18 protein-coding genes and 1 pseudogene are annotated in these 23,192 nt (G+C 65.8%); 10 read left to right on the top strand and 9 right to left on the bottom strand.

Annotated features, from left to right (window positions below; all coding sequences use genetic code 11):
* Positions 1 to 493: 493 nt before the first annotated feature.
* Entirely contained in the window at positions 494 to 4,978 is a 4,485-nt protein-coding gene (locus tag A3CU_RS47220) for a DUF6531 domain-containing protein (RefSeq protein ID WP_052372381.1), read from the top strand.
* Positions 4,975 to 5,889: a hypothetical protein gene (locus tag A3CU_RS0129155; protein WP_027945257.1), complete on the top strand. Its 915-nt coding sequence runs from the start codon at positions 4,975 to 4,977 to the stop codon at positions 5,887 to 5,889. Before A3CU_RS47220 ends, A3CU_RS0129155 begins: the two co-directional genes overlap by 4 nt.
* Positions 5,890 to 5,918: 29 nt before the next feature.
* Here A3CU_RS0129155 and A3CU_RS47215 read toward each other — a convergent pair whose 3' ends face one another.
* Positions 5,919 to 6,647 (bottom strand): GbsR/MarR family transcriptional regulator, encoded by a 729-nt coding sequence (locus A3CU_RS47215; protein WP_043842951.1) that lies wholly within the window; start codon positions 6,645 to 6,647, stop codon positions 5,919 to 5,921.
* Positions 6,648 to 6,859: 212 nt separating this feature from the next.
* Here A3CU_RS47215 and A3CU_RS0129145 point away from each other — a divergent pair, with 212 nt between their 5' ends.
* Complete coding sequence (locus A3CU_RS0129145) at positions 6,860 to 8,053, top strand: cytochrome P450 (protein WP_027945256.1); 1,194 nt, start codon at positions 6,860 to 6,862, stop codon at positions 8,051 to 8,053.
* A gap of 195 nt (positions 8,054 to 8,248) precedes the next feature.
* Here the strand turns inward: A3CU_RS0129145 and A3CU_RS47210 are convergent, their stop codons facing one another.
* Entirely contained in the window at positions 8,249 to 9,400 is a 1,152-nt protein-coding gene (locus tag A3CU_RS47210) for an FAD-dependent monooxygenase (protein WP_043842949.1), read from the bottom strand.
* A 69-nt stretch (positions 9,401 to 9,469) separates the two neighbouring features.
* Between A3CU_RS47210 and A3CU_RS54045 the strand changes: the two genes are divergently transcribed.
* The 4 genes from A3CU_RS54045 (at position 9,470) to A3CU_RS47195 (ending at position 14,617) form a co-directional block, all read left to right on the top strand.
* Positions 9,470 to 10,537, top strand: a complete 1,068-nt coding sequence (locus tag A3CU_RS54045; RefSeq protein WP_052372379.1) for a TetR family transcriptional regulator — start codon at positions 9,470 to 9,472, stop codon at positions 10,535 to 10,537.
* Between the two features lie 234 nt (positions 10,538 to 10,771).
* Positions 10,772 to 11,473, top strand: a complete 702-nt coding sequence (locus A3CU_RS0129125) for an NUDIX hydrolase (RefSeq protein WP_027945255.1) — start codon at positions 10,772 to 10,774, stop codon at positions 11,471 to 11,473.
* Positions 11,474 to 11,498: 25 nt separating this feature from the next.
* Complete coding sequence (locus A3CU_RS0129120) at positions 11,499 to 12,638, top strand: 5'-methylthioadenosine/S-adenosylhomocysteine nucleosidase family protein (RefSeq protein ID WP_342668941.1); 1,140 nt, start codon at positions 11,499 to 11,501, stop codon at positions 12,636 to 12,638.
* 77 nt (positions 12,639 to 12,715) lie between these two features.
* Positions 12,716 to 14,617, top strand: a complete 1,902-nt coding sequence (locus tag A3CU_RS47195; protein ID WP_052372376.1) for a hypothetical protein — start codon at positions 12,716 to 12,718, stop codon at positions 14,615 to 14,617.
* A 1-nt stretch (position 14,618) separates the two neighbouring features.
* Here the strand turns inward: A3CU_RS47195 and A3CU_RS47190 are convergent, their stop codons facing one another.
* Positions 14,619 to 16,736 (bottom strand): heavy metal translocating P-type ATPase, encoded by a 2,118-nt coding sequence (locus A3CU_RS47190; protein ID WP_245617396.1) that lies wholly within the window; start codon positions 16,734 to 16,736, stop codon positions 14,619 to 14,621.
* Positions 16,737 to 16,861: 125 nt separating this feature from the next.
* On the opposite strand from A3CU_RS47190, the gene A3CU_RS0129105 reads away from it, so the two are divergent.
* Positions 16,862 to 18,280 carry an MFS transporter gene (locus A3CU_RS0129105; RefSeq protein WP_043842947.1) on the top strand — a complete coding sequence of 473 codons (1,419 nt, stop codon included), beginning with the start codon at positions 16,862 to 16,864 and terminating at the stop codon, positions 18,278 to 18,280.
* 62 nt (positions 18,281 to 18,342) lie between these two features.
* On the opposite strand, the gene A3CU_RS0129100 is transcribed toward A3CU_RS0129105, so the two are convergent.
* The 3 genes from A3CU_RS0129100 to A3CU_RS0129090 all read right to left on the bottom strand — a co-directional run bounded on the left by A3CU_RS0129100 (position 18,343) and on the right by A3CU_RS0129090 (position 20,179).
* Positions 18,343 to 18,969: a DUF305 domain-containing protein gene (locus A3CU_RS0129100; RefSeq protein ID WP_043842945.1), complete on the bottom strand. Its 627-nt coding sequence runs from the start codon at positions 18,967 to 18,969 to the stop codon at positions 18,343 to 18,345.
* 66 nt (positions 18,970 to 19,035) lie between these two features.
* On the bottom strand, positions 19,036 to 19,443 hold the full coding sequence (locus A3CU_RS0129095) for a hypothetical protein (RefSeq protein ID WP_245617395.1): 408 nt from the start codon (positions 19,441 to 19,443) through the stop codon (positions 19,036 to 19,038).
* A gap of 133 nt (positions 19,444 to 19,576) precedes the next feature.
* A complete protein-coding gene (locus A3CU_RS0129090; protein WP_027945250.1) occupies positions 19,577 to 20,179 on the bottom strand; it encodes a TetR/AcrR family transcriptional regulator in 603 nt (200 codons plus the stop codon).
* A 56-nt stretch (positions 20,180 to 20,235) separates the two neighbouring features.
* Here A3CU_RS0129090 and A3CU_RS0129085 point away from each other — a divergent pair, with 56 nt between their 5' ends.
* Positions 20,236 to 20,922: a molybdopterin-dependent oxidoreductase gene (locus tag A3CU_RS0129085; RefSeq protein ID WP_245617394.1), complete on the top strand. Its 687-nt coding sequence runs from the start codon at positions 20,236 to 20,238 to the stop codon at positions 20,920 to 20,922.
* 49 nt (positions 20,923 to 20,971) lie between these two features.
* Here the strand turns inward: A3CU_RS0129085 and A3CU_RS47185 are convergent, their stop codons facing one another.
* Both A3CU_RS47185 and A3CU_RS52815 read right to left on the bottom strand, forming a co-directional pair.
* A complete protein-coding gene (locus tag A3CU_RS47185; protein WP_281174160.1) occupies positions 20,972 to 21,565 on the bottom strand; it encodes a GNAT family N-acetyltransferase in 594 nt (197 codons plus the stop codon).
* A gap of 41 nt (positions 21,566 to 21,606) precedes the next feature.
* Positions 21,607 to 21,852 (bottom strand): hypothetical protein, encoded by a 246-nt coding sequence (locus A3CU_RS52815; protein WP_156960607.1) that lies wholly within the window; start codon positions 21,850 to 21,852, stop codon positions 21,607 to 21,609.
* 213 nt (positions 21,853 to 22,065) lie between these two features.
* On the opposite strand from A3CU_RS52815, the gene A3CU_RS47180 reads away from it, so the two are divergent.
* On the top strand, positions 22,066 to 23,043 hold the full coding sequence (locus tag A3CU_RS47180; RefSeq protein ID WP_052372369.1) for a DUF222 domain-containing protein: 978 nt from the start codon (positions 22,066 to 22,068) through the stop codon (positions 23,041 to 23,043).
* Here A3CU_RS47180 and A3CU_RS54040 read toward each other — a convergent pair.
* A pseudogene (locus A3CU_RS54040) lies at positions 22,997 to 23,192 on the bottom strand (hypothetical protein); the annotation flags it as partial. The gene A3CU_RS47180 and the pseudogene A3CU_RS54040 sit on opposite strands and share 47 nt — an antisense overlap.

Here is a 23,192-nt window from a genome sequence, read left to right as displayed (position 1 = left end):
CTCTTCATTGTCCGCTGGGGACGGACAAGTCCTTCACGGGAAACCCGGAAGCCGGCCGGGCACCTCAACTGCACGCGATCGCTCAAGTAGAGAAACATGCAGATGGCTCCGGCCCATCTGCAAGCGATCTATAACGGGAGCACCGGGCCGCAGTAGGACGAGTTGCGCCGAGCGCTACGCGGCTTGGGCGTTGGATCGGTCGCCGACATGAACCCGTCTTGATGGATAAATTGTAAAGTCGTCAAGGTCCCTGAATCAGAGCCTAAACCGGACATTTAACAGGTTTTGGGTCGATTCTCTTCGGCTATTCGGGTCAAATCTCTGTGCCTTGGGCCCGCGGTCAGGAAGCCGATGGTGTGCTCGTTGCATCTGGAGTGTTGGGGCACGAACAGAGGCGGTGGACCATGCGGGATCCGTTGTCGAGCGCCGGTGAGGACCCAACCGTGCGGGGGAACCAACGTGCGGCACAGACCAGCGCGAAGGCTCACGTCCGATGAGCAATCCGTTGGTGGCGCAGAAGCAGGACTCGACGACGTGGCACAGCGGCATCAATGTTCTCGACGATGCCGCTGGGGTGTACGACGGGGTGCAGTCCGGGAGCTGGATCGAGGGCGGGATCTCGGCCATCGGCGCCGGTATGGACCTGCTCACGATGGCGATGAACCCGGTCGGCACGCTGATCTCCTACGGGTTGAACTGGCTCATCGAACACGTCAAACCCTTGAAAGACGCCCTCGACCACCTCGCCGGGGATGCCGACCAGATCGCGGCCTACTCCCAAACCTGGAAGAACGTCGCTCAGGCGGTTCAGGGCGCGGGTAAAGATCTGGCTGCCACGGTGGAGAGGGACACCGCGAACTGGACCGGTCCGGCTGCCGACACCTATCGCGCGAACATCAAGAACAAGATCGACCACATCAACGCTGCCTCCACCTGCGCGGAAACCATCTCGGTGGTGGTGCAGATCGTCGGCGTGATCACCGGCGCGGTTCGCGGTCTGGTGCGGGACATGGTCACCCAGGCCATCGGCGACTTCATCCAAGACGCCCTGGAAGAGGTCTTCTCCCTCGGCCTCGGCACCCCCGTCGTAGTCGCCCAAGTCGTCGAACAAGTCTCCGCCTGGATGGAGAAGATCGGCGCCACCATCAAGAAACTCATCAACTCGGTCGAAAAGCTCCGCCCGATGATGAGCAAACTCGAAGAAATCTTCGCCGCCATCAAAAAAGTCATGAACACCCTCCACGGCCACGGCGGCGAAGAACCCCACCTCCCCGGCGAAAACACTCACGCCTCCTCCGCCCATGACACTCCCACCGGCCACGAGCCGAGCACGAGCACCCATGAAAGTTCGGCGCCTCCGGATGAGGGTTCCACCAGCACGTCCCATGCTGGGGATGGCTCAACCTCCAGCGAGGGCAATGGCACTCGCGCGTCGTCGGACGACAGCGGGAGTGGTGGCCAGCGGTCCGAGGGGAACGGCGGCTGCGACGGCAAGGGCGGCGACCCGGTCGACACCGTGTCCGGTCAGATGATCACCAGTGCGACGGACGTCGAGTTACCGGGCCTGTTGCCACTGGCCCTTCGTCGCGCCTACGCGTCCGGTTATCCGGGTGGCCGGTCACACGGCCCTGGCTGGGCGTCCACTTTGGATCAGCGGCTCGAGATCGACGAAGGTATCCGCTATTTCGGTGATGACGCGGAGGTCCTGATCTACCAGCGCCCCACGGGGCCGGGTGGACAAGCCATGCCCTTCGCCGGCTCGCGCTGGCCACTCACCTGGGACAGCGATTCCGACACCTATCGGATCGAGGACCCGAGTAGCGGGTTGGTGCGGCATTTCGGCCCGAATCCGGCGGATCCGGCATTACGTCCGATCAGCGCGGTGACCGACCGCAACGGGAATCGCATCAGTTATCTCCGCGATGAGGCCGGCCTTCCGGTCGAGGTCGTCCATTCCGGCGGCTACCGCATCCGAGTCGAAACCTTGGACACCGAACGCGGCGTCCGGATCGGCGCGCTGCGCCTGCGGCCGGCGGCGGAGCCGGAATCCACACTGGTCGAATACCGCTATGATCCGCGCGGCCGGCTTGTTGAAATCATCGATTCCACGGGCCTTCCCTATCGGTACGAATACGACGAGGCCGATCGCGTCACGGCCTGGATCGACCGCGAGAACTACCGCTACCAATACGTTTACGGTCTCGACGGCCGGGTCGTTCGGGGCGAAGGCCAGGGCGGTTACCTTTCCGCCGACTTCGCTTATGACCTGGACAACCGCGTCACCACCGTCACCGACAGCCTCGGCCATGCCACCACGTACCACTACGACGAGCACAACCACCTCACCAAGGTGGTGGACCCGCTCGGCAATGCCGATCTCACCGAATACGACCGTTACCACCGCCTGCTGTCACGGACCGATCCGCTCGGCAACACCACGCGCTACACGCTGAACTCCGATGGTCTCCCGGTCCGCGTCGATCGCCCCGACGGCACGGCGGTCACCGCGACCTACAACAGCTTCCAGTTGCCCGTAGAGATCGTCGGGCCCGACGGCGCGCGGTGGCGGTACACCTATGACGAGCGCGGCAATCTGCTTACCGAAACCGATCCCGCCGGCGCGGTGACGAGCTATGAATACGGAGAATTCGGCCAGCAACAATCAATCACCGACGCGCTGGGAAGCACCACCACCATTGCCACCGATGCGGCCGGTCTGCCGCTGGCGGTAGCCGACGCCTCCGGAGCCACCGAGAGGTATCAGTGGGACGCGCGAGGTCAGCTCACCGCCTTCACCGACGCGCTGGGCGCGGTCACCACCACCGAATGGAACGCCGCCGGCACACCGGCCCGGCGTACCTACCCCGACGGCACAAGTCACCTGTGGGTGTGGAACGGCAACGACGACCTGATCGCGGCTGCCGATGCCGGCGGGTTCACCACCCGTTTCGAGATCGGCCCGTTCCACGTGCTGAAAGCGCGCGTTGAACGGGACGGCAGCAGGCATGTCTTCGCCCATGACACGGAACTGCGGCCGACGTCGGCCACGAACGCCGACGGGCTGGCGTGGGAGTACACCTACGACGCGGCAGGAAACCTGGTCCGGGAACGGGACTTCAACGGCCGCACCATGGTCTACGAGAACGACGCCGCGGGCAGGCTCGCTCGGTTGACCAACGGTGCGGGCGAGACGATCGCCATCACCCGCGACACGTTGGGCCGGATAACCGAGCAGCACACCGGCGATGGTCAGGTAACGACCTTCAGCTACGACCGAGCGGGCCAGTTGGTCCGTGCCACCGGGCCGGACAGCGAGCTGGAATTCACTCGCGACGCACTCGGCCGGGTGCTGACCGAGACAGTCGAAGGCCGCACACTCACCTGCACCTACGACCAACTCGGCCGGCGTATCTCCCGCACTACGCCAACCGGGCTTATCTCGCAGTGGCACTTCGACGGGCGGGGACGGCCCAGCATGCTGGTCACCGGCGGCAGGCGGATCACCTTCGCGCACGACGCGGCCGGCAGAGAAACCTACCGCCGGCTCAGCCCGACGCTGGCCTTGACCAGTTCCTGGAACAACACCGGTTTCCTGACCGAACGTCAACTGGTCGGGGTGGAAGGCTCGCCGGGCAACCAGGTCTCCCGCCTGCTGTCCAGCCGGAGCTGGACGTACCGGCGTGACGGGGTGCCCGACTCGGTCACCGACAGCGTCGAGGGCACTCGGCGTTTCGATCTCGACCAGCTTGGCCGGGTCACCGCCGTACGGGCCGCGACCTGGACCGAGCGCTATGCCTACGACCGGACCGGAAACCTCAGCTTCGCCGCCGACGGCCGGGCGAACGGTTCGCCGGTGACGGGCCCCCGGTCGTCGACGGGCACGCTGTTGCGGCAAGCCGGGCGCACGCATTTCGACCACGACGCGCAGGGCCGGCTGGTTCGGACGGTACGCCACACGTTGTCCGGCACGCGGCAGGCCTGGAGCTACCGCTACGACCCCAACGACCGGCTTGTCGAGGCTCTCAACCCGGCCGGACAACGGTGGCGATACCGCTACGACCCCCTTGGACGGCGCATCGCCAAACAGCAACTCGGCCAGAACGACGTCGTCCTCGACGAGGTCAGGTTCACCTGGGATGGCGACACCCTCGTCGAGGAGGAACGGCTTCGTCCCGGTGCGGACCTGGTCACCGCGACCACCTGGGACTACGAGCCCGGCACGTGGTCGCCGATCGGCCAGGACCGGCGCACGTTCTACGCCACGGCGCCCCAGCACGTGGTGGACCGGCAGTTCCACGCCATCGTCACCGATGCGGTCGGCACCCCGACCGAACTGGTCACCACCGAGGGGCGGGTCGAATGGCGACGGCGCGCCGGCTTGTGGGGTAACGAGCACCGGGCGGACGGTGGCCCGGTCTGCCTGCTGCGTTTCCCCGGCCAGTATCACGACTACGAGACCGGCCTGGACTACAACTACCATCGCTACTACGACCCGGAGACAGGCCGGTACACGAGCCCCGACCCGCTGGGCCTCCATCCGGCGCCGAACCACCACGGTTACGTGGACAATCCGCTTGCCTGGCTCGACCCGCTCGGCCTGATCTCGAAGGCCCGGTATCTCCATCTCGACCGGCCGGGATACTCGAACTACGTGTTGAAGGATTCCAGTGGAAACGTTTACTATTCCGGCAGGTTCAGCGGAAATGAGACGCCGGCCTCGGTCCAGGCCCGGCACAGCGCCAACGGTGACAGGTTCAACCCGAAAAACGGTGACGTGATGGAAGTCGTGCCGGGAACTCGAACCTATGGCGAGTCCCGCCTGATGGAGCAGCGGCTGATGCAACAGCACAACAGTTTTATCGGCAAAAACGCCGGCACCGACCGCGGCAACAAAATCAACCCCATGGATCCGAAGAAGATGTCGGAGTACCAGGAGTACGAACAGCGGAAGAAGAGTGGGCTAGGATGTCCCCCATGACCGACGCAGCACTCTCCACAGACGCCCGCGACCAGGCTGCTTCGGGACTCGGGGAGGTCGCCGCCGAGTTCGGCGCGATATTCGGCGGCGCGCCCACGTTGGCCGAGTTCCTGGAAATTCTCGGCTGGGCGATCCCGGAAAACAGTGCCGGCACGGACGGGACTTTCCGCGCACCGCTGAAGTTCAAGGTGACGCTCAAGGGCAACAAGCGGTACCGGAATCCCGCGGAGTCACGCGTACATGACCTGGACGACGACCTCTTCGTGAAATCAAACGCGTACCTGGGCGACCTGGTGGAGCGAATGCGTTCGGAGAGCGGCAGCCCGGTGACCCCGCAGCAATTGTCTTCGGCCATTCTCGAGGTTCTTCGAACCGGACGCGTTACTCTTTCCGATGTCGAGGTTGGGGACATTCGGTCACTCCTCGCGGACGTGCCGAAGAAGCGTGTCGCCAAGCCGAAACCCGGCGACATCCTGGCGATTCCGGCTCGTGGCGGTGGTTACCACCTGGCCGTGACTCTGGCCCAGAATCGCTTCGGCACCGCGCTGGGGCTCTTCGACGGCAAATCGGCGCAGGGCCGGCTCGACGCGACCATTCGCCGCGCGTCCCGGAGGTTCCCGGTGTACACAGAGGACAGTTCGGTCAAGGACGGCACGTGGAAGGTCGTCGGGCACGACGAGGACCTGCTCGCCCTGTTCCCGGCCGATCCGGAGATCTACCACAAACCCGGTGCCTGGCCGGGCATCGTGGACACCGGCGAGTTCGGCGCCGCGGAGACCAGCGACGGCACGATGAGGCTCATCGACGCCGGCGAAGCGCGCGATGTCGGCCTTCAGGACGGCACTTACCGCCAGGCGTACCCGTCCGCGTATCTGCAGGACGTCCTGGACGAGCGGGACGACAATTCCTGAGTCCGCGGCGAAGGGGCCACACAGCCCGATCACGTCCCCGCCCCCGGTGCCGACGTCCACAAGGTCTGCCGTCGGTGTTCGGCCGCTGCGGCCATATCCTCGCCGAGAACCTCGAAGAAGTGGCTGGTCCGCTGCAGCCGGGTACCGGCGGAGGTCGCCGCGCCGAGGACCTCGACGCCGCGCTGGGTCGCTTCGGCCCACATCGCGATGGACCGGACGCTGGCAAACCATGCGCGATACCAGGCGTCTTCGTGGACGAGATACCGCTCGCGCCGGTGCTGGGTGTCACGTTCACGACTGACCAGGTCCAGTTTCTCCAGGTAGCCGATCGCCTTGGAGACCGAGGCCGGGCTGACCTGTAGCCGCTGGACCAGCCCGGCAACGGTGAAGCAGCCGCTGTCGCTCATGAAGAGGCAGGCGAGCACCCTGGCCGGCATCGGCGGGAACCCGGTCCGCACCATCATCGAGACGAACTGCTGCTCGAAGTCGCGCACTGCCTCGACGTCACGACCGTCCTCGTCGGCCTCCGGCGGCGTGGCCGGAGCCGGCGCGGGGGCGCTGCGTCGCGCACGGCGCGCGGTGTCCTGCTGGGCCTGGTCGGCGCGGTAGCCCTGGCGGCCGCCGTTGCGAGCCACCTCGCGGCTGATCGTCGAGGTCGGCCGCGCCAGCCACCGCGCGATCGCGGCATAGCCAAGTCCCTCGTCGAGCCACATCGCGATATGCCGGCGATCCTCGATGGTCAACCTGTCGCCGGGCATCCGTCCTCCTGTTCGTCGTAGTCAGTGTGCCACGGTCATTGCAAGACAACGCCGGCGAAGTGCGTAGCAATTACCGGCAATGTCATTGCAATTTTCGCCGTGAAGTGGTTCACATACAAGATGGAATAGCAGAGTTGTGAGTTGACGCCACATAAAAGGCAACGATAGCTTTCGCGTGCGATAAACCAAGCGAGTAAGGAGATGACAGCGATATGACAGAGCCACTGCCGGCGCCATCGCTGCTGACCGAGCGGCGTCCCGGCCATCCCTTCGACCCGCTCCCGGAGCTGACGGAACTGCGAGAGCGGTGCCCGTTGAGCCGGATGAGGTATCCGGACGGGCACGAGGGCTGGGTCGTCACCAGCCACAAGCTGGTGCGCGCGGTACTGGCCGATTCCCGGTTCAGCGCGCGAGCCGAACTCCGGCACCTGCCGTTTCCCGGTCCTTCGCGCGGTGAACCGGCCCCGCCGGGTTCCTTCATTGCGATGGACCCGCCCGACCACACCCGCTACCGCCGCCAGCTCACCGGCCAGTTCACCGTCCGTCGCATGCGCCAGTTGACCGGGCACCTCCAGCAGATCACCGACGAGTACCTCGACGTCATGGCACGCCAGGAGCCCCCGGCAGACCTCGTCGAAGTGCTGGCGAAACCGATTTCGGCGCAAGTGATCTGCGAGTTGCTCGGGGTGCGCTTCGACGAGCGGGACCGATTCGCCGAACACGCCTACGCACTGTTCCGTTTGGACACTTCACAGGAGGACATCGCGTCCGCCTACCTCGCCGTGCACCAGTTCGTGCGGGAGTTGGTGGCGGCCAAGCGGGCACAGCCCACCGACGACCTGCTCAGCGACCTGACCCCCGGCGATCTCACCGACGAGGAACTGGTCAACATCGGCTTCACGCTGCTCGGCGCGGGGCTGGACACCACCGCCAACATGCTCGCGCTGGGCACCTTCGCCCTGCTGCGCAACCCCGGCGAACTCGCCGCCTTGCGCACCGAGCCGGATCTGGCCGAGCACGCCGTCGAGGAACTCCTGCGCTACCTGAGCATCGTGCCGGGCACCGTCCGCTCGGCGCTGGAGGACGTCGAGCTCGACGGCCAGGTGATCAAGGCCGGCGAGTCGCTGACCCTGTCGATCCCGGCCGCCAACCGCGATCCCGAGCATTTCACCGATCCCGACCGCCTCGACCTGCACCGCCCCACCGGTGGGCACCTCGCGTTCGGCCACGGTGTCCACCAGTGCCTCGGCCAGCAACTCGCCCGGGTGGAACTGCAGGTCGTGCTGCCCGCGCTGCTCACCCGCTTCCCCACGTTGCGCCTTGCGATCCCGGCCGAGGATGTGCCGCTGCGCACCGACATGCTCATCTACGGCGTGCATGAACTGCCGGTCACCTGGGAGGCGTGACCGTCGCCAGCATCGCGAACAGTGTCCGGTCAATGCGAACCCTTGGCTCGCGCCAGCGCCGTCGGAGCCGAGGAAACCCGTACCTTTCGGGTTTCGCATATTTGCGCCAGCCTGCGCGGGCTCTCAGACTCATAACCGATCTGATTTGGACATGATGTGTCCACTCGGTGGCGGTTCGTCATGCCGAGCGCGGCTTTACCTGGTCATCCGGGGGGCGTGCCAGTCGAGGACTGGATCGAGGCGAGCGAGTGCCACGCGTGCTGGTGCGAGTCGCATAACCGTGTTACGCACCAGCGCCGCGGCCGGGGACGCCAGGTGCGCAAGCGATCCCATCCGGCGGGACTGGCGCGCGAGCGATTGTGTTCGAGGGCGCCGAAGCCGGTCATAGCTGGCCAGCGCGAGATCGGGCTCCGCGTGATCGACCACCTCGGCCAGCGTCACCGCGTCCTCGAGCGCCTGGTTCGCGCCCTGGCCGAGATTGGGAGTCATCGCGTGAGCCGCGTCGCCGAGGAGCGCCACACGTTGGCGGACAAAGGACTTCAGGTCGGGAAGGTGGTAGATGTCGTGACGTAGGACCGCCTCGGGCTCGGCCGCGTCGAGCAGTGCGGGGATCGGATCGTGCCAGCTGTCGAATCGACGGTGGAGTTCGGCGAGTTCGCCGTCCGTGCTGCGTTGTCCTTCGGGTGTGCTGGCGCCCGCGAAGACATAGATTCGACCGTCCCCGAGCGGAACGATGCCGAAAATCTCGCCGCTGCCCCAGGTTTCGCCGCCGGAGCGCGGCCGCGTACCGGGGTGCACGACCGTTCGCCACGCCGTGTACCCCGCATACCGAGGCGCGGCGGCCTGCGGCCAGAGCGCGCGCCGGACCATGCTGTGGATTCCGTCGGCGCCGACCACCAGGTCTGCGCGCGAGACACCCGAGGTGTGAGCGACTGTCGTCGCCCCGTTGTCCTCGGCGATCTCGGACACCGTCTCGCCGAGGTGTACGACACCAGGTGGCAACGTTGCCTGCAAGATCTCGAGGAGATCGGCGCGGTGGATCGCGACCAGCGGCCCGTGACGCCGAGCCATTTCGTCGGTGTCGGTCTTGGACAGCCAGCGCCCGCGCGTGTCCCGGATTCCGCCCTCTGTGTCGACCAACGCTCGTGACCGGACCTCCTCGCCCACGCCCAGACCGTCGAGGGCACGTAAGCCGTTCGGCCAGATGCTCAGACCCGATCCCGCCGCGGTGATGCGGGAAGCCCGCTCCAGCACCGAAACCCGCCAGCCTCGCCGGGACAGTGCGATAGCGGCGGCCAGCCCGCCGATGCCGCCGCCAACGATGATCGCCTGCCGATCTGTTTGCATCTCACCCTCACTACTCCTGTAGTTTGCACCTACAGGAGTAGTCCGACCGCTCGGTGGAGGGAAGTAATCGTGGCCGACGTCGCAGACCGGCGCACCGCACTAGCCGATGCGGCAATCGAAACGCTCGCACGCCGCGGGATGCGCGGGCTCACCCACCGGGCCGTCGACCGGGCCGCGAACCTGCCAGAAGGCTCCTGCTCCAATCACTTCCGAACGCGCCAGGCCTTACTCACGGCGGCGGTCGACCGGCTACTGGCGCTCAGCACCCAGCAGTTGGCGACAGTCGTGATCACGGACCCGGACCGGGCTGTCGACGAACTGGCGGACATCGCCGCGCAATGGATCTCCGCCGACCGGACCCGGATGCTGGCCCGCTACGAGTTGGCGTTGGAATCGACTCGCCGGCCGGAACTACGGCAGTCCCTGACCGCGGCCGGACACAAGCTCAGGCAACTCGCCGAGCAACTGGTTACGCAGGCAGGTGTCGCCAACCCAGCTGCCTGCGCACAGGTCTTCGTCGCTTGCCTCGACGGGCTCCTATTCGACCATCTGGCCGGAGCCGGTGCCCTGGACCTCAGCCAGGAGCGACTGCGCGGCGTTCTCCGCACCATGCTCGATGCCGCACGACGGCCCGCGCGGAACGAAACCACCCAGATTTCTGACTACAGTCAGAAAATTGAACGCGGACTGGTCGACCGTGTTCGGACCGTCACTCAGCGACTCGATGCACTCAGCGAGTCCTACCTGTCCCGGAAGCACCCGCCCGGGCTTGCCCGGCTGCTCAGGGAGATCGATCCCGAGGGCACGGAGGTGCGGACGTTGCGTTCGCGGCTGGGCCTGGATTCTGGCTATCTAAGCAGGCAGTTACGCCGCCTCGAATCGGATGGCCTGATCACGACCGACGCGGCCGAAACCGATGGCCGTGTCCGCACGGTGCGGCCGACCGCCGAGGGCATCGCCGAGCGAGCAGACCTGGAGCGTTCGTCCGACGAACTCGCTGCCTCGATCCTGACGCCCTTGGACACGCGACAGCAAGAGCGCCTCGTGAAGGCGATGGAGGAGGTCGAACGGCTTCTCCTCGCCTCGCAGACCGCGAGGCGCTCAAGCTCCGCCGAGAATCCGCACCAGCCGAAGTAAAACGCATGTCGCAGCTCGAATTGCTCCGAACAACGCAACGCGCCGGGCGGTCTTCGCCGCTGTAAGCCAACTATCCGGATACGCGCACGATGTCCCCGCCCCAGCCGACGGACTGAGTGAAGTCATCGCGTGAGTTCACCCTGGGCGCGCTCGGACTGCACGAGCACAGTTCTGGGAGTCAACCACTCGAATAGACTATTTCTGTCAGAGTGACAAAAACTTACAGTTGGTGTTATGTCCGACGAATCCTGGTCGCCGCCGGCCGTCCTCGTCGCAGTTGATCTCGTCATCCTGACGCTGCGGTCCTCGAAGCTCCACGTCCTGCTCGTCGAGCGTGGTATAGAGCCATATCGGGGCATTCAGGCCTTGCCCGGCGGATTCCTCAACAACGATCAGGAAGACATCATCGCCGCCGCTCACCGTGAGCTCGACGAGGAAGCCAACCTGGATGGTTCGAAGTTGCATCTCGAACAGCTTGGCGCCTATGGACAACCCGACCGTGACCCCCGCGGGCGGATCATTTCGGTGGCATACCTGGCGATCGCGCCCCACCTGCCCGAGCCGGTGGCCGGCACCGACGCCGCGGGCGCGGCCTGGCGGCCGGTAGCGGGAGTGCTTTCCGGGCGCGTGAAGCTCGCGTTCGATCACCGCAAGATCGTCACCGACGGCGTCGAGCGTGCCCGATCAAAACTGGAACACTCGGCGCTTGCCGCCGCGTTTTGCGCCGAAACCTTTACGATCTCCGAATTGCAGCAGGTTTACGAGGCTGTTTGGGGTGTTCGGCTGGACCCACGGAACTTCTACCGGAAGGTCCAAGGTGTTCCGGGATTCATCGTGCCGGCCGACGTCACCCGTAGAACCACGAAGGGACGGCCCGCACGGCTGTTCCGTTCCGGCCCACAAACCGTGTTGCACCCACCGATCGTCCGGCCTTGACGCGAAAACGACGAGAGGATCAATGATGAGAGATCTCGTGGTAATACTCACCGCGCTCAACCTGGAATACGACGCCGTCCGGCGGAAGCTGACCAACCCGCGAGTGCACCTGCACAAACGCGGCACGCGCTTCGAGATCGGTGACCTGCCGGGCGCGGCAGGCCGGGTGGCCCTCGCGCTCACCGGCAAGGGTAACCAGGCGGCCGGCGTACTCGCCGAGCGAGCGGTGGACGAATTCTCCCCGGCTGCCGTGTTGTTCGTCGGCGTAGCGGGTGCGTTGTGGGACACGACGCAACTCGGTGACGTCGTCATGGCCACACACGTCTACGCCTATCATGGCGGTACGAGCGAGGACGACGGCCTCAAGGCACGTCCCCGGGCCTGGGAGGCCGATCACGGCCTCCTCCAGCTCGCCTCTTACCTTGGCCGTTCCGGCTGGACTGGCGAGATCTCGCCAGGAGTCACCACCCCGAAGGTCCATTTCGGACCGATAGCAGCTGGCGAGATCGTGCAGAACTCTCGCATCTCGCACGAGGCAGTATGGATCCGGAATCACTATAACGACGCGCTGGCCATCGAGATGGAAGGCGCGGGGGTCGCGCAGGCCGGTCACTTGAGCGGCTCCCCCGTCGCCATTGTGCGCGGAATCAGCGACCGCGCCGACGGCACCAAGAACACAGATGACGACGGATCCTGGCAACCACGGGCAGCGGCCAACGCGGCCACGTTCGCGATCCGGCTCGCCGAAGAACTACTCAACCAACAAGGAGAGATCAGCATGGACGAGGACAACCCGCGGGCAAACTACGTCGTCAACTCCTCGGCCGGCACAACCGGAATCCAGGCTGGTGGGAATGTCAGCGGCAGCAATGTCTGGATAACAACACGGTCGCACAACTCACCGTCTACAGATCTGGCCGCCGAGCTGTCGGCTCTGCGCGATCGGCTGACGCGTGAGCGCTCGACGGGAACGATCGACGACGCCACCTATGAGGCCGCGCGCACGGAACTCGACATCGCACGCAAGGCGCTGGCCGAGAAAACGCCGGAAGGCAACAGCACCTTCGTGCTGGCGCTCAAGCGATTGCGCGGGCTGGTCGCCGATGTCGCAGGCGTGGTGGCGCAGATCGCAGCCCTGATCACGGCGGTGAAGGGGCTGTCATGAACGAACATAGTGGTAGATGGAATGTCGCTGTCGGCACCACGGGCATTCAGGCCGCAGGAGACGTACACAACTCTAACGTGTACATGGTGGAGCCCGACGATCCGCCGGAGAAGCGGTACGCGGTCGGTGTGCAGCACCTGGATGACGGCATTCCAGCGCGAGCTCGTGAACTGATCGCCGACGCCAGGGCCCACGGGTACGACGACAGCGAGGTCCGATTCCACTGGGTGCTGGCGTTACTGAGCAAGCGTGCGTACCGCGACCTCTCCCCGGACGAGCGGGAGCAACTCGCACGCATCGAAGAGAGCCGCCGCACTCTTGGCGACAACAAATGGACACAGGCGTTGGACGTGATCTACGAGTTGGTGGGCTGCCAGCGCGATCGAGGACGAAACCCGGGTCCCGTGCTTGACGAATTGGAGTCGCTGGGCACCCTTCAGCGTGCCAAGATTATCCGCCATCTCGATCATGTGCTCACCGGCAGCATCAAGGACAGCCTGTGGGCAGAGGCCCGGCAGACCGCCAACGAAGACAGGTTGCGCGCGAACCGGCGGGACCGCGTTTGGGCGTACTTTGAGCCCGATCCGATCCCCCCGCGAGTACGCGAGCCTGCTCCGGAAAGAACCATTCTTCGCGACAGATTCCTCGCTGTCGTCTGGGCCGTGTTGTTAACGGCCAGCGCTGGATACCTTGGCTGGCTGGTAATCGCACATGCGACGCCGCTGCCGATGGTCGCGTACCTGTCTGTGCTGGCCGCCGGGTACGTCGCAGCCAGGACGGGGCTGGAATGGCGCTACCGCCGGCAGCGACTGCGCGTCAAGGACCGCGAGTACCTGGGCGAGCGCGGCGTCAACCGGGCACCGGAAGGAGGATTTGCCAACAGCGTCGACAACTACTTCGACCGCTACTTCGCCACCTACGTTCCTCAAAAGACCAACCCTGGCGACTGGCTCGCTGAGACCATCGGAATCAAACGGAGCCTGCGTGACGAGATCGTCGATCTATACCGAGAGAAGAGAATAACGGCAGGCAGGGTGAGGTGGCTGATCTGGCATCTCGTCAAGAGCGTCCAACAACGCTGGGAGGAGGGCACGCTGTGGGAGTACCGCGAGCAATACAGGGTCCCGCTGCGTACCAAGCTCTGGTGCTCGGCATCACTGGCCGTACTCGTTACCGCGACGCTGGTCGTCATCATCACGGCGGCGCGGACTGCGCTTCTGCCCGCAGTGATCACCGCGCCGATCCTTGTACTGAGCGGAGTCAAGGCACCAAAGCGATGGTTCGACATCATCTACGAACGGCGGCGCCTGCTCGAAGATTACCGGGAGTTCGACCAGAACACGCTTGAACGCGATGCCGCCTACGAACGGTGGACGGAAAAGCTGCGTTCCACTCGGCCCTCCGAGAATGAGATGGCGAACTGGTTGAACTGCGATATGACCATGCTGCTTGACGAGGCATTGGAGCACTACCACCTGGCATGGCGCGACGTCCTCGCCTACGCATTCCTGCTGACACCGTCGAAAGGCTGCAAGAGGGCGCGTGTCAAGCGCGGTCCGTGGCGATACTCCAAATACAAGGTACGACTGTTCCTGATAACCCAGGACGGCGTACGGGAACTCAGTACCAAACTGGACTTCCTCGAGATCACCTTCCACGGCCAGGAACGCCACAACTACCGGTTTGACGCGGTTTCATCGGTGTACGTACTGAAAAAGAATGAGTACAGTCACGAACTGAAACTGACGCTCACAAACGGGCCCAGCAACGAGATCCACGTCGCGCATCTCGAGGTGGCACATGACGAACCGGTTGAGAACCCCAGCATGTTCGCCACGATGAACCTTGAAGCCGCAGGCTTCGACCACACGCTGCACATCCTGGAAGGAATCGCCGCGGAGGGCAAAGGCTGGATCGACCGCGACCCGCACGCGCAGGGCGAGTCAGGCGACTCTCCCCCGGAAACCGACGCTGCCTGACCTACAGCCGGAGTCGTTTGAGTGTCAGTGCGTTGACCGCGACGATCAGGCTGGAGCCGGACATGGACAGTGCGGCGATCTCCGGCCGGAGCACCAGGCCGAAGGCGGGTGCGAACACGCCGGCGGCGATGGGCAGTGCGATGGTGTTGTAGCCGACGGCCCAGCCCAGGTTCTGCCGCATTTTGCGCAGGGTGCCGCGCCCGATCCGCAGGGCGGTGGGCACATCCAACGGGTCGGAGCGCATCAACACGACGTCCGCGGTTTCGATGGCCACGTCGGTACCGGCGCCGATCGCGATCCCGAGATCGGCTTGGGCCAGCGCTGGGGCGTCGTTCACACCGTCGCCGACCATCGCGACCTTACGGCCGTCCCGCTGCAGTTCGGCCACCTTCGCGGCCTTGTCCCCGGGTAGCACCTCGGCGATCACCGTGTCGATACCCAACTGGCCCGCGATACGTTCGGCGGTGGCCTGGTTGTCCCCGGTCAGCATCACGACCTCCACGCCGAGATCGTGCAGCGCGGCCACGGCCGCGGCCGAGGATTCCCGGGCCGCGTCGGCGATACCGATCACCCCGGCGGCGACCCCGTCGACGGCGGCCACGATCGCGGTGTGCCCGCTACCGGCCAACTGGTCGCGCTGCGCGGCCAGCGCGCCCAGATCGATGCCTTCGCGGTCCAGCAGGCGCCGGTTGCCGACCACCACCCGGTGCCCGTCGACATGACCGATCGCACCGTGTCCAGGCACGTTCTCAAACCGCTGCGCACGCACGGTGTCCAGTCCCTGCCCGTCGGCGTGCCGCACGATCGCCGCCGCCAGTGGGTGTTCGGACTCCCGTTCCACGGCGGCGACCAGGCGCAACAGCTCGGGTTCGCTGATTCCGCTGTCGGTGATGACGTCGGTGACTTCGGGTTCGCCCTTGGTGAGAGTGCCGGTCTTGTCCATCACCACCACCTGGATACGCGCCGAGGTCTCCAACGCCATCGCGTTCTTGAACAACACGCCTCGCTTGGCACCCAGACCCGTGCCCACCATGATCGCGGTCGGGGTCGCCAGGCCAAGCGCGTCCGGGCAGGTGATCACCACGACGGTGATGGCGAACAGGATCGCGGTGGCGAACGGACTCCCGGTCAGCAGCCAGGTCGCCAGCGTCGCACCCCCACCGATCAGGGCGACGAGCACGAGCCAGAACGCGGCCCGGTCGGCGAGCTTCTGCCCGGGTGCCTTGGAGCTTTGCGCGTCCTGTACGAGCTTGACGATCTGCGAGAGAGCGGTGTCGGCGCCGACCTTGGTGGCGCGTACGCGCAGTGTGCCGTTGGCGTTGATGGTCGCGCCGATCACCTCCGAGCCGGGCTGCTTGTGCACCGGCAGGCTTTCCCCGGTGACCATCGACTCGTCGACCTCGCTCTGGCCGTCCTCGACCACACCATCCACCGCGATCTTCGCGCCGGGACGCACCAGCAGCACATCGTCGAGGGTGACCTCGGAGGTCGGGATCTCCACCTGCTGCCCATCACGAATCACCAGCGCCCGCGGCGGTGCCAGGTCAAGCAGCGTGCGGATGGCGTCGTTGGCGCCGCCACGGGCCCGCATCTCGAACCAGTGCCCGAGCAACACGAAGGCGGCCAGCACGGTGGCGGCCTCGTAGAACACGTCACCCCCACCGGAGAGGGTGACCAGCAGCGAATAGACCCAGCCGGAGCCGATCGCGACGGCGACCAGCACCATCATGTCCAGCGTGCGGGCCCGCAACGCACGCACCGCGCCGTCGAAGAAGATCCAGGACGAGTAGCCGATCACCGGCAGGCTCAGCAGCAGTGCCCACACATCGGCCCGCCAGCCGAACGGCACCGGGAGATGCAGGCCGAACACGGCGTCGCCGATCGGCGACCACAGCACGATCGGGTTCGAGAACAGCACCGCGACCAGGAACCGGTTGCGCATGTCGGCCACCATCGCGGCCATCGACATGCCCGCGTGCCCACCATGACCCATCGCCTCGTGCGGCGACCGGGACGTCCCAGGACCGTCCTGTTGCTCATTGAGAACCATGCTGTCCGGGTTCCCCGTGTGGTCGTGGTGACCCGCGTGGCCATGCATCGTCACGTCTCCTCGAGCCATGGCCCCAATATACCACAGGGGGGTACCGTACAACGTGTCGAGAACCACTTTGCGAATCGGTGAGACACCGGCATATCGTCATCGATCATTACCCCTACCCCCTATTGGTATAGAGGCTGATTGAGATGAGTAAGCGTTGGTGGGCCTTGGGATTCATCGCCCTGGCCCAGTTCATGGTCATCATGGACACGTCGATCATCGGGGTCGCGCTGCCCCGGATGCGGACAGACCTCGGCTTCTCCCCTGACGGGCTGTCCTGGGTGTTCAACGCCTACGTGGTCGCCTTCGGCGGCCTGCTGCTGCTGGGCGGCCGGCTTTCGGACCTCTTCGGCGCACGCCGGATGTTCGGCGCCGGCTGGGCGGTGACCCTGGCCGGTTCGGTCGTCGCCGCGCTCGCCGGCACGGCCGGGGTCGAACTCGTCGGCCGGGTGCTGCAGGGAGCCGGCGCCGCGATGATCGCACCCTCGGCGCTGACCCTGCTGATGATGTTGTTCGGCGACCGGCCCAAGGAGCTGACCAAGGCGCTCGCCCTGTACGGGGCGGCCGCTCCGGCCGGCGGCACGGCCGGGGTGTTCCTGGGCGGGGTGATCACCGAGTGGTTGTCCTGGCCGTGGATCTTCTGGCTGTACGTCCCGATCTCGTTGCTCGCCCTGCTGGCCGCCCCGGCGCTGATGCCCGCCGCTCCCGCGCGGCGGGGTGCGGTGGACGTGGCCGGTGCGGCCGCCGTCACCGCCGGTCTGGCGCTGACCGTGTTCGCCATCGTCGGCGCCGCTGACCAGGGCTGGGCCAGCGCTCGCACCCTTGGTTCGCTGGCCGGCGGAATCGTGCTGCTGGCGGTGTTCCTCGTCATCCAGCGCAAGCGGCGGACGCCGCTGGTGCGGCTGGGGATCTTCCGCACGCCGAACCTGGGTGGCGCCAACCTCGCGCAGTTCCTGCTCGGCGCGGCGTGGATTCCGATGTGGTACTTCCTGAACCTGTACCTGCAGCAGGTGCTGGGCTACGGCGCCTTCGCCAGCGGTGCCGCGTTGCTGCCGATGACCGTCCTGATCGTGGTGCTCATGGTCGGTGCGGCGCCCAAGCTGATCGCCCGCTTCGGGTCCAAGCCGCTGATCGTCGCCGGGCTGTGGGCGCTGGCGGCCGGACTGCTGTGGCTGTCCTTCGCCAGCCCGACCGGGACGTTCGTCATCGACGTGCTGCCGGCCTCGCTGGTGGCCGCACTCGGTCAGGCGCTGGCGTTCATTCCTTCGCTCGGGACCGCGATCTCCAGCGCCCGCCCCGAAGAGGGCGGCCTCGCCTCGGGCATCGTGAACACCTCGTACCAGATCGGTTCCGCGCTCGGCCTGGCCGCGATGACCGTGGTGGGTATGTCCTTCGGGGCCGACCGGCTCGGCGACGCCGTCGCCCTCACCAACGGCTTCTCCGCCGCCTTCCTCGGTGCCGCCGCCATCGCCGTCGCCGGCGGGTTCCTGGCCCTCGCCACCCTCCGCACGCCGAAACCGGCCACCGCAGCGGAGCAGAGTCCGGACATCGCGCCCGCGAGCTGACCCAGATGGCGCGGATGAACGAGGGTGAGGGTGTTTCACTGCCCTCACCCTCGTTCCGCTCGCTACGAGGCCAGCAGCTGCTGCATTTCGTTGATCTCCGCGGTCTGGCTGTCGATGATGCTCTGCGCCAGTGCCTTGGCCTCCGCGTTGGACCCGCTGCCGAGCTCGGTCCTCGCCATGTCGACCGCGCCCTGGTGATGGCTGATCATCATCTGCAGGAACATCTTGTCGAAGTCGGCACCGCCTGCCTGCGCCAACTTCTGCATGTCGGCATCGCTCATCATGCCCGCCATCGACCCGTGGTCCATGCCCGGCATCCCGGCCATGGGCGGCATGGCGCTGCCCGACACGGGAGTGCCCCACTGGTTCAGCCAGCCGGTCATCTTCTGGATCTCCGGGTCCTGTGCCTGCTGGATCCGGGCGGCCAGGTCCTTCACCTGCTGGCCGGCGGCGTGGGAGGCGGCGAGCTGGGCCATGGTCACGGCCTGCTGGTGATGCGGGATCATCCCCTGCGCGAAGGTGACGTCCGCGTCGTTGTGGGCGGCCGGCTGCGCGGTGGCTGCGGTGGTGCTCGTCATGGTGCTCATGTCGCGGCCGTCGTTGCCGCTGGTGCTGCTGCCGCACGCGGCCAGCACCAGCGCCGAGGCGGCAATGGCCGCGCTGATACCGAGAGTTTTCTTGTTCAGCATGATTTCCTTCGGTGTTGGTGAGATGTGCTGTTTCTGTCGCAAGCGCACGAAAGTGCGAACGACCGGTCACAGCCGCAATACACACACCGAAGTGAGAATGGTTCGCCCGTTGCCCGGGGGCCGGTCGGGCGCACGCGCAACCGCCGCGGGCCGAGGCAGGCCACGGTCACGTACCCATCGAGTGACCCCCACCACCAGCAGGAGCATCAGCACGGCGCCGGCGATCTGGCCGAGGACCGCCAGGCACAGGTGCAGCCAGTCGTGGCCCGTGCCGGAGTCGTGACCCGGCGCGGTGGCATGGTCCGCGCAGCAACTCGGGTCCGCCACAGGCATGGAAGCGCTTGCCACCGGCTCGAGTCTCATCACGTCGTGCATCGGGTTGGTGGCGGCCAGATTGTGCATCCCGATCAGCGCGAACGCGACCCCGACCAGCAGCACCCACCGCAGGGCGGCCGGACGGGTCAAGGGATGCACCCCTTTACCGTAGAACCGCTCCGGCAAGACCTGCCACCGGGGCAGGTTCGAGCCTCGAACCGCGCGGGTCGCTGAACGCTCGATGCAGTGCCGTGCCGGAACCACCGCGTCGGCACCAGGGCAGGGCTGGTTATCAGTGGTCTGTGGGGTGTCGCAGCAGGCTGTGCACTGTGCCGGCGATCAGTTGGCGGTATGGCTCCGGTGATGTGCCATCGTGCAAATGACGTCGGACGAACGCGTACGGCACATCGATCACCGCGATGGTCAGCAGCTCCCTCAGCTGCGGCGTCGCGGTGCCGAACACCTCGACGGTCAACCGGTGAAGCAGCTCGGTGACGGGCTGGTTCAGGCTGACGAGGGCTTGCCGGGTTTCGGTGGGCAGCTCGGCCTCGGTCAGCAGGTGCTCACGGCTGCCGTGCAGCAACAGCCGGGACTCCGCGGGATAGCGGGCGGCGAACTCCACGACCCAGTCAGCTGCGGCGATCGCCCGCTCGATCCCGGTGCCCCCGGTGTGCGCGGCGGCGAGCAGACCGTCCTGAAAGCGGGAGACGGTGCGCAGCCACACTTCGGCGAACAACCGCGTGCGCGAGCCGAACCGGTGATAGAGCGATCCGATCGGCGCACCGCTGGCAGCGCTGATCGCGGACGCGGTCGCCGCGCCCGCGCCACCCTTCACGAGCAGGTCACGAGTGGCGTCGAGGATCGAGTCGTCGCTGTGCAACCGACTTCTTGCCATCCCATTATTCTAGAATATAGGTTCTAGAATATCTACTCTAATTGGTTGGAGGACTCGTGGCAGAGGGCCCGGTGAGGCGCAGCGGTGATCCCATCGCCGGACAACTCCCGGCAGGGCAGGTTGCCACCACCTTGCGGCGCTTCGGGTTGCCACAGTTCGCGCTCGTCCAACCGGCGCCGCCAGCTCGGTTGGCGGTCACCGTGACCGGCGCCGTGGCCCGTCCCACGCAGATTCCGCTCGACGAGCTGATCAACACGCGCCAACGACGCGAGCAACACAGTGACCTGCACTGCGTGACCACCTGGAGCGCGCGAGACCTGCACTGGGAAGGCGTGCTGTTTCGCGAAGTGCACGAAGCCTTAGCAGTTCGCGTCGGCCTCGCCAGGACAGCGGGCTGGGTCAGCGTCAAGGGATTGGACGGGTACCACGCCTGCCTGCGGCTCGATGACGCCCTCGCCGACGACGTGCTGCTCGCCGACCGCCTGGACGGCGCACCACTGCCCACCGAACACGGTGCGCCGCTGCGCCTGGTCGCTCCCGCCCATTACGGCTACAAGAGCGTCAAGCACGTGTGCGCCATCGAGTACCGCCGCACCTACAGCCCCGGCTCGGCCCGGTGGGCCGCTCACCCCCGCGGTCGCGTCGAGCGTGAGGAACGCAGCCGGTATCTGCCCGGCCCGTTCTGGCGCGTGATCTGGCGCGCCGCCCTGCCCAGGGTGCGCCGCCGCTACGACCAGCGGTAACTACTTCACCGGAGCACACCGGATCCAGCTTGAAACCGCGGTAGAACGGTCATCGACAGGTGGTGGGGCGTTCCGTGTCGTGGCGGAACCACTGCGTCGGCACGACGCGACCGTCGGGCAGTTGGTGCCAGTCGGGTCCTGTCGTGGGAATGAACCCAGCAGAGGTCAGCGCGCCGATGCTGGCTGAGTTCGTTATTTCGGCGCCGGCTCGGACGGTGGCGAGGCCGAGATGGTGGTGAGCGAAGGTAACGGCACCGTGGAACAACTCCCGGCCGAGGCCGCGCGCCCGGAAGGCTGGAGCCAGCCAGCCGCCGACCTCCTGCCGTTGCTTGATGATGCCGACCGCGCCCACGATCCGGCCACTGGCTCGTTCGATCGCGATCAGAAACCACTGCTCGGTGTTTGCCCAGGGAAGACCTCGGCCTGGTCCCTTTGCGAGCAACGTGGCGCGACGGTTTTCCGGGACGACAAGTTCGGGCAGCCAACCCAGCCACCGCTGGGCGACGCTGTCGCTGGCCGCGGCATTAGCGATGACCATGTCGGTACGCGTCGGGTGAGACAGCAGAAGCCGGTCGGTGGAGAGGCGGTGTCGACCGCGTCGGCACCGCGGGGAAGCGTCAACATGTGTCCTGTTGCCGAACATCCGTCCCGTCCTCCCGGCCGGGCGCATCACATCCGGCAGCGTCACTTCTGCGCCGAAAATACGCCGACGAGAGAGAAGAATAACTCAGGGCCAAGAGGGTTTCGAAGAAGGTGTCGCCGTGTTTTGTTGCCGTGGGGAGGTAACTGCGGATCGCGCAGAAGGGTTTGGTTCCGGTGAGGCTGCGGAGGCTCAACCAGGGCTTGAGGAACGAGGGCGTCGGCCCCGGTGATGATCGCCTCGACGAGCAGTTTCCGCATCGCGGTGAGTTCCTGCAACGTCTCGACCAACGTCCCAGGTCCGAGACCACCGACCGGAGCTTCGCATTCTCAGCGGCAAGCTCCTCACACGACGGACGTCGGTCCGCGGCCACCACGCTGTGGTCCATACCACGGAGGCAAGATCAACAAACCGCACCGCCACAGGCCTGACCAGTTACATCAGAACTTACATGAAGATCTTTCATGTATGACAGTGAGTCATATGTTCGATACAATAAATGTATGCTCTCCGAGAATTCCGTTTCCACGCCTGAGCAGATGCTCGTCGATGTCTTGACCGCTGAGGAGATGTCGGTGTACTGCGTGTACGAGCCGGATTTGGTGGATCCGTTCCCGGAGACTCCGGCGCGGGTGCTGGCTCGTCGTGGTTTGTTGCGGCGTATTCAGTCCACACAGGCGCAGGTCAACCGGTTGCAGGCGATGCAGTACGAAGCGGTCGCCGAGTTCGCCCGCAAAGCCGAGGATCGCAGCGCGGTCGCGCGTGAACTCGCGTTGGCGTTGGCCATCTCGCCGCGCATGGCGGAGAACCAGATCGAGTTGGCGGAAGCGTTGGTGTCTCGGTTGCCGGAGACGTTGAAGGCAATGCAGCGTGGGGAGATCGACGCCTATAAGGCCGGGCGGATCCATGAACCCTCCGCCGCGCTCACCGATGAGCAGGCGCGTGAAGTGGATGCGATCATGGCCGGTCGGATCGGCCGTAAAGATCCCACCGGCCTACGGCGGTCGGCAACGCTGGCGGTGGCCAAGGTCGACCCCGACGGTTATGCGCAACGCTGTGCACGACGCCGGGCTCAACGAGGCATTGAACTGATCCCTCAAGGCGAGGGTATGGTCAAGCTCTGCGCCAACCTGCCCATCGAAGTCGGTGCCGCCGCCTACGCCAGAATCGACGCGCAAGCCCGACGCCGCCGCAAGGCAGACACCACCAAAACCCTCGGGCAGCACCGCGCCGACCTGTTCGCGGACTTGCTCCTCAAAGACACCTCCGGGTTGACGGTAGGGCCGAAGGCGGAAGTCTTCATCTACATGGACGTCTACACCTGGCTCAACCTCAACACCAAACCCGCCGAAATGGCCGGGGTGAGTAGCCGGACGGGATTGCACCGTCCGGCTCTCCGAGAACCGTGCGTGACACTCTCGCGTCACACGGCTCCTATTGCCCGATCGGATGTGGTTTTGCTCCCCAGCGCCAGTGCCTGAACATGCCCGGATAGGTCTGACTGACCTTGTAGAGCAGTGCGAAGGCTTTCCGATAGCTGCGGCGCAGTCGTTTATATTTACGTATGAGCCACCGCGCTAAATGTTCGTTGACGCGGCGGAGGGTCTCATATAACTCGAAGCCGTAGAAG

The organism is Amycolatopsis taiwanensis DSM 45107, assembly GCF_000519205.1.
Lineage (GTDB): Bacteria > Actinomycetota > Actinomycetes > Mycobacteriales > Pseudonocardiaceae > Amycolatopsis_E > Amycolatopsis_E taiwanensis.
This window is presented reverse-complemented; position numbering and strand designations above follow the sequence as displayed.

Excerpts from the sequence above, each read along its gene's own strand:
- A3CU_RS47220 (WP_052372381.1), top strand. The coding sequence starts at position 494 with ATGAGCAATCCGTTGGTGGCGCAGAAGCAGGACTCGACGACGTGGCAC.
- A3CU_RS0129155 (WP_027945257.1), top strand. The coding sequence starts at position 4,975 with ATGACCGACGCAGCACTCTCCACAGACGCCCGCGACCAGGCTGCTTCG.
- A3CU_RS47215 (WP_043842951.1), bottom strand. The coding sequence starts at position 6,647 with ATGCCCGGCGACAGGTTGACCATCGAGGATCGCCGGCATATCGCGATG.
- A3CU_RS0129145 (WP_027945256.1), top strand. The coding sequence starts at position 6,860 with ATGACAGAGCCACTGCCGGCGCCATCGCTGCTGACCGAGCGGCGTCCC.
- A3CU_RS47210 (WP_043842949.1), bottom strand. The coding sequence starts at position 9,400 with ATGCAAACAGATCGGCAGGCGATCATCGTTGGCGGCGGCATCGGCGGG.
- A3CU_RS0129125 (WP_027945255.1), top strand. The coding sequence starts at position 10,772 with ATGTCCGACGAATCCTGGTCGCCGCCGGCCGTCCTCGTCGCAGTTGAT.
- A3CU_RS0129120 (WP_342668941.1), top strand. The coding sequence starts at position 11,499 with ATGAGAGATCTCGTGGTAATACTCACCGCGCTCAACCTGGAATACGAC.
- A3CU_RS47190 (WP_245617396.1), bottom strand. The coding sequence starts at position 16,736 with ATGGCTCGAGGAGACGTGACGATGCATGGCCACGCGGGTCACCACGAC.
- A3CU_RS0129105 (WP_043842947.1), top strand. The coding sequence starts at position 16,862 with ATGAGTAAGCGTTGGTGGGCCTTGGGATTCATCGCCCTGGCCCAGTTC.
- A3CU_RS0129100 (WP_043842945.1), bottom strand. The coding sequence starts at position 18,969 with ATGCTGAACAAGAAAACTCTCGGTATCAGCGCGGCCATTGCCGCCTCG.
- A3CU_RS0129090 (WP_027945250.1), bottom strand. The coding sequence starts at position 20,179 with ATGGCAAGAAGTCGGTTGCACAGCGACGACTCGATCCTCGACGCCACT.
- A3CU_RS47185 (WP_281174160.1), bottom strand. The coding sequence starts at position 21,565 with ATGTTCGGCAACAGGACACATGTTGACGCTTCCCCGCGGTGCCGACGC.
- A3CU_RS47180 (WP_052372369.1), top strand. The coding sequence starts at position 22,066 with ATGCTCTCCGAGAATTCCGTTTCCACGCCTGAGCAGATGCTCGTCGAT.